We start from the raw sequence: 12107 nt of genomic DNA on the forward strand, positions 1-12107 counted from the left end.
CCGTGATCGACGATGAAGGTCGGCATCCCCCGCGAGGTCAAGAACAACGAGTTCCGCGTGGCCATCACCCCCGCCGGTGTCCACGAGCTCGTCCGTAACGGCCACCAGGTCTTCGTCGAGCAGAACGCCGGTGTCGGCTCCTCGATCACGGACGCCGAGTACGTCTCGGCCGGCGCCGAGATCCTCGGCACCGCCGACGAGGTCTGGGCGACCGCGGACCTGCTGCTGAAGGTCAAGGAGCCCATCGCGGAGGAGTACCACCGCCTCCGCAAGGACCAGACCCTCTTCACCTACCTGCACCTGGCGGCCTCCCGCGAGTGCACGGACGCCCTGCTGGAGTCCGGCACCACCGCCATCGCGTACGAGACGGTCGAGCTCGCCAACCGCGCGCTCCCGCTGCTCGCCCCGATGTCCGAGGTCGCGGGCCGCCTGGCCCCGCAGGTCGGCGCCTACCACCTGATGCGCTCGGCCGGCGGCCGTGGCGTGCTCCCCGGCGGCGTCCCCGGCACCCACGCCGGCGAGTGCGTGGTCATCGGCGGCGGCGTCTCCGGCTGGAACGCCGCGCAGATCGCCATCGGCATGGGCTTCCACGTGACCCTGCTGGACCGCGACATCAACAAGCTCCGCGAGGCCGACAAGATCTTCGGCACGAAGATCAAGACGATCGTCTCCAACGCCTTCGAGCTGGAGAAGGCCGTCGTCGAGGCCGACCTCGTCATCGGCGCGGTGCTGATCCCGGGTGCGAAGGCCCCGAAGCTGGTCACCAACGAGCTCGTCGCCAAGATGAAGCCCGGAAGTGTCCTTGTCGACATCGCGATCGACCAGGGCGGCTGCTTCGAGGACTCCCGTCCGACCACTCACGCCGAGCCGACCTTCCAGGTCCACAACTCGGTCTTCTACTGCGTCGCCAACATGCCGGGCGCGGTGCCGAACACCTCCACCTACGCGCTGACCAACGCCACGCTGCCCTACATCGTGCAGCTCGCGAACCTCGGCTGGGTCGAGGCGCTGCGTCGTGACCCCGCGCTCGGCCTGGGCCTCAACACCCATGACGGCCAGGTCGTTTACGGTCCGGTCGCCGAGGCCCACGGCCTCGAGACCCTCGAGCTGAGCACGCTGCTCGGCTGAAGCGTCAACGACTGACGTCAATCTCACGTATCCGGCCGGACCTTGCCCGCAAGGTCCGGCCGGACGCGTTTGCGGGGTGCGCCGAAGACCCCTTCAACTCGCCTCGAACGTAACCCTTTAACCCTTTCGCACACCCGCGAAACTTCGCGGCGACAGCTCGTGCGCCCTTGACAGAGTGGTGTTCGGTTGCCGACACATCGTGCCGGGTCCGGCGGATTGTGTTGCCGCTGGGCGGTGACACGCCATAGAGTCGCCAACCGTCGGCATGGTGCCACGCTGACCTATCGATAAGTGTCCTGGTCACGTCCGAGGAGGTAAGACGACTTGTGAATGAGTCGACATTTGCTCCTGGGGGTGGTCGAGCAGGCGTGCCGGAGCGGGGTCAGAACCCCACCGGGCTCGAGGCTGTCGGCTCCGTCGCAGTCCGCACCTTCGCAAACCACCAGCACATGACGACGCCCCAAAAGAGCATGGACGGCCTAGACGTGAACTCCAGGGCCGGCGACCGGAGCGGCGACAAGCCCACTGGTTTCGCCGACTACGACAATGTGCCCGAGGGGCACTTCTACGACCCCGACGCGGAGTACGAACCGGACCCCGAGTACGCGGCCACCCTCGCCCCCGACGCTGCCCGTCAGCGCCGTGAGCGGATCGGCCCGACCGGACGCCCGCTCCCGTACTTCCCCATCCCGGGTCCGCTGACCGACCACGGTCCCGCGAAGATCATCGCGATGTGCAACCAGAAGGGCGGCGTGGGCAAGACCACGTCGACCATCAACCTGGGTGCCGCGCTCGCCGAGTACGGGCGCCGCGTGCTGCTCGTCGACTTCGACCCGCAGGGCGCGCTGTCCGTGGGTCTCGGCGTGAACCCGATGGAACTCGACCTGACGGTCTACAACCTGCTCATGGAGCGGGGCATGTCGGCCGACGAGGTGCTGCTCAAGACCGCGGTCCCCAACATGGACCTGCTGCCGAGCAACATCGACCTGTCCGCTGCCGAAGTGCAGTTGGTCAGCGAGGTCGCGCGCGAGTCCACCCTGCAGCGGGCCCTGAAGCCCCTGATGGCCGACTACGACTACATCGTGATCGACTGTCAGCCCTCGCTCGGTCTGCTGACCGTGAACGCCCTGACGGCGGCTCACAAGGTCATCGTCCCGCTGGAGTGCGAGTTCTTCGCACTGCGCGGCGTGGCGCTGCTGACCGAGACCATCGAGAAGGTGCAGGAGCGGCTCAACCCCGAGCTGGAGCTCGACGGCATCCTCGCCACGATGTACGACTCCCGTACGGTGCACAGCCGCGAGGTGCTGGCGCGCGTCGTCGAGGCCTTCGACGACCACGTCTACCACACGGTCATCGGCCGGACGGTGCGCTTCCCGGAGACCACGGTCGCCGGTGAGCCGATCACGACGTACGCCTCCAACTCCGTCGGCGCCGCCGCCTACCGCCAGCTGGCCAGGGAGGTGCTCGCCCGGTGTCACGCCGAGTGAGTCTGCCCGGAGCCGACGAACTGTTCCGTACGACCGGCGGGATGGCGCTCCAGTCCTCCTCGCCGAGGCGGGGCGCCGACGAGGCGCCCGCCGCCGAGCACGCGGCCTCCTCGGCCGAGGGCGCGGCGGGGGAGGGCCGGAGCCGGGAGGCCGAGGCCGGCACGGAACCCGTGGTGGGCGCACCCCGGCGGTCGCAGGAAGGTTCTGTCAACGGAGCCTCCGCGGCCTCCGGGCCGGGCGGGCGCGGCAAGGGCCAGGGCCGGGGCGCGAACCGCCGGCCCAGCGGGCGCGAGCGGCACGACGAGAAGATCACGGTCTACGTCTCCGCCGAGGAGCTCATGGACCTGGAACACGCGCGGCTGGTGCTGCGCGGGGAGCACGGGCTGGCGGTCGACCGGGGCCGCATCGTCCGCGAGGCGGTGGCGGTCGTCCTCGCCGATCTCGAATCCCGCGGGGACGCGAGCATCCTCGTACGGCGCCTGCGCGGCCGCTGACCGGCCTGCGGCCCGCTTCCCCGGCTGCTGGCTAGGCTGCTCGTGGCCGCGGTCCCGCACCCGGCCGTGACGCCGCCCCTCCGCACCACCTGGACCGCGATGCCCTTCCCCGCCGAACCCGGCCGACCGACCCGGCGCATCCTGGGCCGCGGTCCCGGTGCGCCGGGAGACGGCCCGGGCGGCCCTGAATCGCCCGCTGCGCCGCCAGTGCGGTCCGAGGGCGGGGCGGAGCCCCGGGAGCACCGCGGGCCCGCTGACGGGCCCCTTGAGGGCCGCGGCGGCCCCCCGGACCCGGACGAAGCCGGTGACGCCCCGGGCGAGGACCCCGCCGAGGCCCCGCACGGCGCGGGCCCCGCCGGAGGCAACGGCAGGTTCACCCTGCGGCTCGCGAACTTCGAGGGCCCCTTCGACCTGCTGCTCCAGCTGATCTCCCGGCACAAGCTCGACGTCACCGAGGTCGCGCTGTCCAAGGTCACCGACGAGTTCATGGCCCACATCCGGGCCATGGGCCCCGACTGGGACCTCGACCAGACCACCGAGTTCCTCGTCGTCGCCGCCACCCTGCTCGACCTGAAGGCCGCGCGGCTGCTGCCGGCCGCCGAGGTAGAGGACGAGGCCGACCTCGCCCTGCTGGAGGCCCGGGACCTGCTCTTCGCCCGCCTCCTCCAGTACCGGGCGTACAAACGGATCGCCGCGATCTTCGAGGAGCGCGCGGAGGCCGAGGGCAGGCGCTACCCGCGCACCGTCGGCCTGGAGCCGCACCACGCCGACCTGCTGCCCGAGGTCGTCATCACCATCGGCCCGGACGGCTTCGCCCGCCTCGCGGTCAAGGCCATGCAGCCCAGGGCCAAGCCCCAGGTCTACGTGGACCACATCCACGCGCCGCTGGTCAGCGTGCGCGAGCAGGCCGGTCTCGTCGTACGGATGCTGAAGGCCCGCGGGGAGGCCACCTTCCAGGAGCTCACCGAGGACGCCGGGGACACCCTCACCGTCGTCGCGCGCTTCCTGGCGCTCCTGGAGCTCTACCGCGAGAAGGCGGTGGTCCTGGACCAAGAGGAGGCCCTGAAGACCCTGACCGTGCGCTGGAGCGGCGGGGACGGCGACGGCATGCCGACCGTGACCGACGAGTTCGACCAGATCGTGGAGGTCAAGGAATGAGCAGCGACGTGGCCGCGCTGGCGCTGAAGCCCGCGCTGGAAGCCGTACTCATGGTCGTGGACGAGCCCGCGACGGAGGCGCACCTCGCCAAGGTGCTGGAGCGCACCCCGCGTGAGATCGCGGACGCGCTGCGCGAGCTCGCCGACGAGTACACGCTCCAGGGGCGCGGATTCGAGCTGCGCCCGGTCGCCGGCGGATGGCGGTTCTACACCCGGGCGGAGTACGCCCCGGCCGTCGAGGGCTTCGTACTGGACGGCCAGCAGGCCCGCCTCACCCAGGCGGCGCTGGAGACCCTGGCGGTCGTCGCGTACCGCCAGCCGGTGAGCCGGTCGCGGGTCTCGGCGGTCCGCGGAGTCAACTGCGACGGGGTCATGCGGACCCTCCTCCAGCGGGGTCTGGTGGAGGAGGCGGGGACGGAACCCGAAACAGGTGCGATCCTGTACAGGACGACGAACCACTTTTTGGAGCGGATGGGCCTGCGCGGCCTGGACGAGCTCCCGGAACTCGCGCCCTTCCTCCCCGAGGCGGACGCGATCGAAGCCGAGACGCAAGAAGGTGTGCCGTCGTTCGATCCGGACTCACCGGATACCGATGAAGACGACGACAAGACGACGGACATTTGATGCGAAGCAACGGCAACGGCGGCGGCAACAGGAACAGCGGCGGCGGCGGTGGTGGCGCACGCGGTAACTCCCGCGGCGGCAGCTCCTCCTCCGGTGGCGGTGGCTACCGCGGTGGCGGCTCCGGCGGTGGCGGTGGCTCCCGCGGCGGCTCCTCCTCCGGCGGTGGCGGCTACCGCGGTGGCTCCTCCTCCGGCGGCGGCGGTGGCTCCCGCGGGGGCAGCTCCTCCGGCGGCGGTGGGTACCGCGGTGGTTCCTCCTCCGGCGGGGGCGGCTACCGCGGTGGTTCCTCCTCCGGCGGCGGCTACCAGGGCGGTGGCGGCTACCAGGGCGGCGGCTCCGACTCGCGCGACCGCGACCAGGCTCCGCCGCCGCGGATCCGCAACCCGCGCCCCGAGGAGCGTCGCTACGACGTGGGCCCCGAGGGCGAGCGCAGCGGCCGCAGCGGTCCCAAGGCCGGCGGCGGCGGTGCCCGTGGCGCGTCGGCGCGCGGCGGTGCCAAGGGCGGCCCCAAGACCTCCAGGACCCCCGGCATCGGCGGGGCCGGCGGCCCGCGCAGCGGTCCCGGCAGCCGCAGCGGCCAGTCCCGCCCGCGCGAGCTGGACGCGCGGATCGAGGAGCGAGTGCGCGACCGGTACGCCGACAAGCCCGTGATCAAGACCCCGAAGACCTTCCCGGGTGCCGAGGAGGAGGGTGAGCGTCTGCAGAAGGTGCTCGCCCGCGCCGGCATGGGCTCGCGCCGCGCGTGCGAGGAGCTCATCGAGCAGGCCCGCGTCGAGGTCAACGGCGAGATCGTGCTGGAGCAGGGCAAGCGCGTCCTGCCGAAGGACGAGATCAAGGTGGACGGCCTGACCGTCGCCACCCAGTCGTACCTGTTCTTCGCGCTGAACAAGCCGGCCGGTGTCGTCTCCACGATGGAGGACCCGGACGGCCGCCAGTGCCTGGGCGACTACGTCACCAACCGTGAGACGCGTCTCTTCCACGTCGGCCGGCTCGACACCGAGACCGAGGGCATCATCCTGCTCACCAACCACGGTGAGCTGGCCCACCGCCTCACGCACCCGAAGTACGGCGTGAAGAAGACCTACGTCGCGGCGATCACCGGCCCGCTGCCGCGCGAGATCGGCAAGCGGCTCAAGGACGGCATCGAGCTGGAGGACGGGTACGCCCGCGCCGACCACTTCCGCGTCGTCGACCAGGTCGGCAAGAACTACCTGGTCGAGGTCACCCTCCACGAGGGCCGCAAGCACATCGTCCGCCGCATGATGGCCGAGGCCGGCTTCCCCGTCGAGAAGCTCGTGCGGACCTCCTTCGGTCCGATCGAGCTCGGCGACCAGAAGTCCGGCTGGCTGCGCCGCCTGACCAACACCGAGGTCGGCATGCTGATGCGCGAGGTCGGTCTGTAAGGACCGCCCGAACCCGGGTCGAAAAGCCCGCAGTGCCCCGAGGCACTGCGGGCTTTTCGCTTGCCCGGAGACGCCTCCTCTGTTTATAGTCAACATGACTATTAAAGGAGGTCGTCATGAGCATGAGCTGGACCGAGGTACTCGGATTCGCCACTGGTGCCCTGTGCGTCTGGCTCGTCGCCCGGCAGCACGTCGCCAACTGGCCGATCGGCATCGCCAACAACCTGTTCTTCATCGTGCTCTTCGCCCAGGCCGGCCTCTACGCCGATGCCGGGCTGCAGATCGTCTTCATCGCCCTCGCCGCGTACGGCTGGTGGTCCTGGACCCACGGGGGTGGACCAGGAACCGCCGAGACCCTGGCGGTGCGCCGCACCACGCGCACCGAATGGGCCTGGCTGGCCGCGGCGGGGGCGGTGGGCGTGCTCGGCCTCACCCTGCTGCTGAGCAGCGCCACCGACTCGACCGTCCCCTTCTGGGACGCCCTGACCACCGGGCTCTCGCTCGCGGCCACCTACGGCCAGTGCCGCAAGCTCGTCGAGTCCTGGTGGCTGTGGATCGCCGCCGACCTCCTCTACATCCCGCTGTACGCGTACAAGGGGCTGTACCTGACCTCCGGCCTGTACGTCGGCTTCCTCGCGCTCTGCGTGGCCGGGCTGGTCGGCTGGCGGCGCACGCTCCCGGCGCGGGGCGCCCGTACGGCCCTGGAGGCGACGGCATGAGGCGCTTCGGGCACGGCCTGGTGCTGGGCAAGTTCTACCCGCCGCACGCCGGCCACCACCACCTGGTGCGCACCGCCCAGGACCGGTGCGACCGGCTGACCGTGCTGGTCTGCGCGGCCTCCGTGGAGTCGGTGCCGCTCGCCGACCGCGTCGCATGGATGCGGGAGGCGCACCCGGGCGCGGACGTGGTCGGCGCCGTCGACGACATCCCGGTCGACCTGCACGACCCGGCGGTCTGGGAAGCCCACATGGCGATCTTCCGGGGCGCGCTGGACGGGCCCGTCGACGCCGTCTTCACCTCGGAGGAGTACGGGTCCGAGCTCGCGCGGCGGTTCGGCGCCGAGGAGGTCTGCGTGGACCCCGCGCGGACCCTGTTCCCGGTGTCCGGGACGGCGGTGCGGGCCGATCCCGCCGGCTGCTGGGAATTCCTGGGACCGGCCGTACGGGGCTCCCTCGCGCGGCGGGTCGTCGTACTCGGCGCCGAGTCCACCGGGACCACGACGCTGTCGCGGGCGCTGGCCGGGCACTACCGGCGGCGCGGCGGGGTGTGGGCCGGGACCGGCTGGGTCCCCGAGTACGGGCGCCGGTACAGCGAGGAGAAGCTGGAAGCGGCCCGCGCCGCGGACCCGGCGGCCGGCTGGGCGGACGTCTCCTTCACCTCGGAGGAGTTCCCGGTCATCGCCCGGCGGCAGGACGCGGACGAGGAACGGGCGGCCCGGCTGGGCTCGCCGGTGCTGTTCTGCGACACCGACTCCTTCGCGACCGGCATCTGGCACGAGCGGTACATGGGCGGCCGCAACGAGGAGGTCGAGAAGACAGCCTCCCTCACCCGGCGCGACCTGTACCTGCTGACGGACCACGCGGACGTGCCCTTCGAGGACGACGGGCTGCGGGACGGCCCCCACCTGCGCCCCTGGATGACCGGGCGGTTCCGCGAGGAACTCGAGCGCACCGGGAAGCGGTTCCTCGTCGTACGGGGGGACCGCGAGGAGCGGCTGGCGGCGGCCGTGGCGGCGGTCGACGAACTGCTCGCCGAAGGCTGGTACTTCGCCGACCCGCTGCCGGAGGCCCGATGACCGCCGGCTACGACCCCTCCGCCTTCGTGCCGTTCGCGGTGACCGTAGACCTGGCCGTCTTCACCGTGCGCGGCGGGCTGCTGCACGTGCTGCTGATCCGGCGCGGGCAGGAGCCGTACGAGGGGGCCTGGGCGCTCCCCGGCGGCTTCGTCACGCCCCGGGAGTCCGCGGAGACGGCCGCCCGCCGCGAGCTGGCCGAGGAGACCGGCCTGTCGGAGGGCGTCGTGGCGGCCCTGCACCTGGAGCAGCTGCGCACCTACAGCGAGCCGGACCGCGACCCCCGGATGCGGGTGGTCTCGGTGGCCTTCACGGCGCTGGTCCCGGACATGCCGGAGCCGGCCGCGGAGGGCGGCGGGGACGCGGCCCACGCCCGCTGGGTGCCGGTGGCCGAGGTCGGCCCTCTCGCCTTCGACCACGCCGTGATCCTGGGCCACGCGCGGGAGCGGGTCGGCGCGAAGCTCGAGTACACCTGCCTGGCCACCGCCTTCTGCCCGCCCGAATTCACCCTCGGGGAGCTCCAGTCCGTCTACGAGACGGTCTGGGACACCGCCCTGGACCGCCCCAACTTCCGCCGCAAGGTCCTGGCCACACCCGGCTTCGTCGAGGCCGTACCGGGAGCCGCCCGGCTGACCGGAGGCCGCGGCAAACCGGCCGCGCTGTACCGGCCGGGACCGGCGACCGCCCTGCACCCGCCCCTGCTCCGCCCCTCGGAAGGAAACAAGCGATGACGATGCCCACGCCGACGAAGCGCGCCGCGACGGGCGCCCTGATCGGCCTGGCCCTGGGCGACGCCCTCGGCTTCCCGACGGAGTTCAACGACGTCCCGTCGATCCTGGCCAAGACCGGCCCGTGGCGGGAGATGAAACTGCCCCGGCCGGCCATCGTCACGGACGACACCCAGATGACGCTCGCGCTGGCACGGGGCATGCGGACGGCCGCGGAGCGCGGCCGGGTCGGCCCGCTGCGCCTCGCCCGGCCGGTCCGGGAGGAGTTCGTGGACTGGTACCACTCCCCGGAGAACAACCGCGCCCCGGGCAACACCTGTCTGCGGGCGTGCGGTCTGCTGAACGATCCGCAGCGGGACTGGAGGGACGCCAGCCAGCTCGGCTCCAAGGGCTGCGGCGCGAACATGCGGGTGGTCCCGGTGGGGCTGATCCACGGCTGGACCGAGGAGGAACGGGCCGGCGCCGCCCAGCTCCAGTCGGCCCTGACCCACGGCCACCCGACGGCGCTGGCCGCCTCCGACCTGACGGCGCGGGCGGTCTACCTGCTGGCGCAGGGCACCGAGGTGACGGGCCTGGTCGGGCGGCTGCGCTCGTACGCCCTGGAGAACCGCACCCGTTACCACGAGCGCTGGCTCGGCGACCTGTGGATGCGGACGGCCTCCGACGCCTCCCCGGAGTCGTTCATGGCGCGGGGCTGGGACGAGTGCCTGGCCGTCCTGGAGCGCCTGTCCACGGCCCTGCGCACGCCCTCCCCGGAGACGGACCCCTGCCTGACCACGGGCGACGGCTGGATCGCGGAGGAGGCCCTCGCCACGGCCCTGCAGTGCTTCCTGCTCTTCCCGCAGGAGCCCCTCCTGGCCCTGCGCCGAGCCGCATGCACCGCGGGCGACTCGGACTCCATCGCCTGCCTGGCGGGCGCCTTCGCGGGCGCCCACCTCGGCGCGGACGTCTGGCCCCGCGACTGGGAGGGCCGCATCGAGTACCGCGACGAACTCCTCGCCTTCGGCGCGCTCTGGGATTCCTAGGTCCGGACATTCCTTAGCCTGCCGACGCGCGGCGGGTGCGGACGAGGAAGTCCTGCACCCTGGCGTGGTCCGGATCCGCGGGCAGCTGCGTGCTGGCGAGGGCCGCCTCGGTCTCCTCCTGGAGGCGGGACATCCATGTGTCGGCCTCGGCCCAGGTGAGCTCGCCGCGGCGGACCGCCAGGAGGCGGTCGCGGTGGGGGCCCGCGTCGATCGTCAGGCGGCCCGTGCGCAGGAGGTCGCGGCAGGACAGGAGCAGGCGCAGCAGGTGCATGGCGTGCTTCCAGCGCGGGGCGCCGTGGATGCGGACGTCCGCGAGGAGTTTGCCGCGCTGGGAGGCCGCGTACCGGCTGAAGCTGGTGTGGGCCCGGCGGGAGAGGAAGGCCTCGCGGAGCGAGAGCAGTTCCTCGCCGACCGGGGACAGCCGTTCCACCAAGGGGGAGTGGAGGCACTCCAGGATGTTCGGGTTGGCGCGCAGGGCCAGTTCGCAGAAGCGTTCCAGCTCCCACGAGAACTCCTCGTCCCGCGGGCCCTCCACGTGCGTGGGGGGCTTCTCGAACCGCCAGAACAGCGGCGTCGGGGCGAGGTAGACACCGCGCCGGTCGGTGTCGCTCGCCTCCGTCGCCAGCCCGAACGCCCGGGAGCCCATCACGCACTGGTAGACCGTGTGGTCCCGTACCAGTGTCAGCTCGTCCATCCGGCGAGCCTAGGCACGGGGCCGTCCGCTAAGCGAGCGAGATATTGCCGTCCGCCGCGACCGTGATCTTCTTCTCCGCCAGCGGGCGGGTGGCCGGGCCATTGGCGACCGCGCCGTCCGTGTCCTTGAACTTGCTCCCGTGGCAGGGGCAGTCGATGGTGCCGTTCTCCACCTTGTTCACGAGGCAGCCCTGGTGGGTGCAGACCGCCGTGAAGCAGCGGAAGGACCCGGCGGTGGGCTGGGTGACCACCAGCTTCTCTTCCTTCAGGACCTTGCCGCCGCCGACCGGTACGTCGGCCGCCTTGGCGATGGCTTTGCCGCCTCCCGCGGGCGCGGACGGGGCGGCCGGGGCGGCCGCGGTTTCCGATCCGTTCGCGGGTGCCTTCTCGCTTTCACCGCCGCAGGCGGTGAGCGCGCCGCCGGCCAGGGCGGCCGCGCCGGCCGTCAGTACCGTGCGCCGGGCGGTGCGCGTGGGGTCGCTCATGGTGTCTCCTCGCTTCGTGGCCGGATGGACGAGCAGCATCCTGGCCTGCGGCGGGCCTCAGGTGAAGTCCGCCGCGCCGTTTCGGTTGCCCGGCTCCCAAGGTGACAGTGAGGCAGGAGTGCCGGGTGTGCGTACCACCTCCCACACGCGGATCACGGCCTCCCGGTTCAACGGGCCGTGGACATGCGGGTAGCGGCCGCCGGAACCACCCTCGCGGCGGACCTCCGCGCGCAGGGCGTCCTCGTCTAGCTCCACCGCGAGCAGCGTCCCCGGTACCGCGCGGTAGTGCGAGTCGGCGATCTCGAGCGCCGTGGGCCGGTCGGCCGAACAGTGCACGAATCCCTCCGACTCGAGCGAGGGCGGGGCGTACGGAAGTCCGGGCGCGGCGGTCCAGTCGGCGAGCGGGACGAGGTGGAAGATCATGCCGATCGTTCTACCGCAGCGGCCGGGGGATGGGTGCGCCAAGTGGCGGCACTGTCTGCTTTGAGTGACATTGTCCGTGTCTCGAAGCCGGGTACGCGGCTTTCGCGCGGCCCGGTCCCTCTTCGAAAGGCATGACCATGGCGGGTAACGACCTCGGCTCTCTTCTCGGCGGGCTCCTCGGCGGCGGTCAGGGCGGCAGCGGCGGCGGAGGCAACATCCTCGGCTCCCTGCTCGGCGCATTCATGGGCGGCGGCGCGGGCGGCGGGCAGTCGGCCGGAGGCGGTGCGAACAATCCGCTGGGCGGCCTGCTGGAGATGCTCACCAAGTCAGGCCTCGTCGACCAGGCCCAGTCCTGGGTCGGCACCGGCGCGAACGAGCCGGTCAGCGCCGACCAGATCAAGGCGGCGCTGCCGGACGACACCCTGCAGAAGGTCGCGGCGGAGGCCGGCGTCTCCACGGACCAGGCCGCCGACCAGATCGCGCAGGTCCTGCCGCAGGCGGTCGACAAGCTGACGCCGACCGGACAGATCCCCTCCGGTTCGCTGGAGGACATCATCAGGCAGCAGAACCTGTAGCAGCCGCACGCGAGGGCCCGGCCGCCGTCCCACAGGACGGGCAGCCGGGCCCTCGCGCCGTACGGCCTGGCTACCCTGAGTCAGAACCCGTCG

The 12107-nt window shown here is 72.1% G+C and carries 13 protein-coding genes and 1 pseudogene; 11 read left to right on the forward strand and 3 right to left on the reverse strand.

All coding sequences use genetic code 11. The features are described from left to right. Nucleotides 1–12: 12 nt before the first annotated feature. The 10 genes from ald (at nucleotide 13) to JIW86_RS30245 (ending at nucleotide 9838) form a co-directional block, all read left to right on the forward strand. Nucleotides 13–1128 (forward strand): alanine dehydrogenase, encoded by a 1116-nt coding sequence (gene ald, locus JIW86_RS30200; protein ID WP_215144608.1) that lies wholly within the window; start codon nucleotides 13–15, stop codon nucleotides 1126–1128. A gap of 368 nt (nucleotides 1129–1496) precedes the next feature. After that, nucleotides 1497–2615, forward strand: coding sequence for a ParA family protein (locus JIW86_RS30205; RefSeq protein ID WP_215144610.1), 1119 nt, complete (start codon nucleotides 1497–1499; stop codon nucleotides 2613–2615). Next, on the forward strand, nucleotides 2600–3109 hold the full coding sequence (locus JIW86_RS30210) for a hypothetical protein (RefSeq protein WP_257556940.1): 510 nt from the start codon (nucleotides 2600–2602) through the stop codon (nucleotides 3107–3109). The genes JIW86_RS30205 and JIW86_RS30210 overlap by 16 nt, the downstream gene beginning before the upstream one ends. Nucleotides 3110–3208: 99 nt before the next feature. Further along, a complete protein-coding gene (locus JIW86_RS30215; RefSeq protein WP_257559494.1) occupies nucleotides 3209–4267 on the forward strand; it encodes a segregation and condensation protein A in 1059 nt (352 codons plus the stop codon). After that, on the forward strand, nucleotides 4264–4890 hold the full coding sequence (scpB, locus tag JIW86_RS30220) for an SMC-Scp complex subunit ScpB (RefSeq protein ID WP_215144614.1): 627 nt from the start codon (nucleotides 4264–4266) through the stop codon (nucleotides 4888–4890). The genes JIW86_RS30215 and scpB overlap by 4 nt, the downstream gene beginning before the upstream one ends. Continuing rightward, nucleotides 4890–6293 (forward strand): pseudouridine synthase, encoded by a 1404-nt coding sequence (locus JIW86_RS30225; RefSeq protein ID WP_215144616.1) that lies wholly within the window; start codon nucleotides 4890–4892, stop codon nucleotides 6291–6293. The genes scpB and JIW86_RS30225 overlap by 1 nt, the downstream gene beginning before the upstream one ends. A gap of 116 nt (nucleotides 6294–6409) precedes the next feature. Then, a complete protein-coding gene (pnuC, locus tag JIW86_RS30230) occupies nucleotides 6410–7012 on the forward strand; it encodes a nicotinamide riboside transporter PnuC (RefSeq protein WP_257556941.1) in 603 nt (200 codons plus the stop codon). Further along, nucleotides 7009–8088, forward strand: a complete 1080-nt coding sequence (locus JIW86_RS30235) for an AAA family ATPase (protein ID WP_257556942.1) — start codon at nucleotides 7009–7011, stop codon at nucleotides 8086–8088. The genes pnuC and JIW86_RS30235 overlap by 4 nt, the downstream gene beginning before the upstream one ends. After that, complete coding sequence (locus JIW86_RS30240; protein ID WP_257556943.1) at nucleotides 8085–8816, forward strand: NUDIX hydrolase; 732 nt, start codon at nucleotides 8085–8087, stop codon at nucleotides 8814–8816. Before JIW86_RS30235 ends, JIW86_RS30240 begins: the two co-directional genes overlap by 4 nt. Then, nucleotides 8813–9838: an ADP-ribosylglycohydrolase family protein gene (locus tag JIW86_RS30245; protein WP_257556944.1), complete on the forward strand. Its 1026-nt coding sequence runs from the start codon at nucleotides 8813–8815 to the stop codon at nucleotides 9836–9838. The genes JIW86_RS30240 and JIW86_RS30245 overlap by 4 nt, the downstream gene beginning before the upstream one ends. Nucleotides 9839–9851: 13 nt before the next feature. On the opposite strand, the gene JIW86_RS30250 is transcribed toward JIW86_RS30245, so the two are convergent. From JIW86_RS30250 to JIW86_RS30260, 3 genes are read right to left on the reverse strand one after another with little or no spacing between them, the layout of a single operon-like run. Further along, complete coding sequence (locus JIW86_RS30250; protein ID WP_257556945.1) at nucleotides 9852–10532, reverse strand: nucleotidyltransferase domain-containing protein; 681 nt, start codon at nucleotides 10530–10532, stop codon at nucleotides 9852–9854. 28 nt (nucleotides 10533–10560) lie between these two features. Next, entirely contained in the window at nucleotides 10561–11016 is a 456-nt protein-coding gene (locus tag JIW86_RS30255) for a Rieske (2Fe-2S) protein (RefSeq protein ID WP_257556946.1), read from the reverse strand. A gap of 57 nt (nucleotides 11017–11073) precedes the next feature. Beyond that, entirely contained in the window at nucleotides 11074–11439 is a 366-nt protein-coding gene (locus JIW86_RS30260; protein ID WP_257556947.1) for a DUF952 domain-containing protein, read from the reverse strand. Between the two features lie 125 nt (nucleotides 11440–11564). Between JIW86_RS30260 and JIW86_RS30265 the strand changes: the two are divergent. Beyond that, nucleotides 11565–12014 (forward strand): annotated as a pseudogene (locus JIW86_RS30265) (YidB family protein); the annotation flags it as partial. Nucleotides 12015–12107 lie beyond the last annotated feature (93 nt).

Origin of the sequence: Streptomyces sp. NBC_00162 (genome assembly GCF_024611995.1) — a bacterium.
Taxonomy (GTDB): Bacteria; Actinomycetota; Actinomycetes; order Streptomycetales; family Streptomycetaceae; genus Streptomyces.

Bases quoted from the DNA above. Each gene is read 5' to 3' on its own strand.
- JIW86_RS30215 (WP_257559494.1), top strand. From the start codon at position 3,209: ATGCCCTTCCCCGCCGAACCCGGCCGACCGACCCGGCGCATCCTGGGC.
- pnuC (WP_257556941.1), top strand. From the start codon at position 6,410: ATGAGCATGAGCTGGACCGAGGTACTCGGATTCGCCACTGGTGCCCTG.
- scpB (WP_215144614.1), top strand. From the start codon at position 4,264: ATGAGCAGCGACGTGGCCGCGCTGGCGCTGAAGCCCGCGCTGGAAGCC.
- JIW86_RS30240 (WP_257556943.1), top strand. From the start codon at position 8,085: ATGACCGCCGGCTACGACCCCTCCGCCTTCGTGCCGTTCGCGGTGACC.
- ald (WP_215144608.1), top strand. From the start codon at position 13: ATGAAGGTCGGCATCCCCCGCGAGGTCAAGAACAACGAGTTCCGCGTG.
- JIW86_RS30245 (WP_257556944.1), top strand. From the start codon at position 8,813: ATGACGATGCCCACGCCGACGAAGCGCGCCGCGACGGGCGCCCTGATC.
- JIW86_RS30260 (WP_257556947.1), bottom strand. From the start codon at position 11,439: ATGATCTTCCACCTCGTCCCGCTCGCCGACTGGACCGCCGCGCCCGGA.
- JIW86_RS30250 (WP_257556945.1), bottom strand. From the start codon at position 10,532: ATGGACGAGCTGACACTGGTACGGGACCACACGGTCTACCAGTGCGTG.
- JIW86_RS30225 (WP_215144616.1), top strand. From the start codon at position 4,890: ATGCGAAGCAACGGCAACGGCGGCGGCAACAGGAACAGCGGCGGCGGC.
- JIW86_RS30235 (WP_257556942.1), top strand. From the start codon at position 7,009: ATGAGGCGCTTCGGGCACGGCCTGGTGCTGGGCAAGTTCTACCCGCCG.
- JIW86_RS30255 (WP_257556946.1), bottom strand. From the start codon at position 11,016: ATGAGCGACCCCACGCGCACCGCCCGGCGCACGGTACTGACGGCCGGC.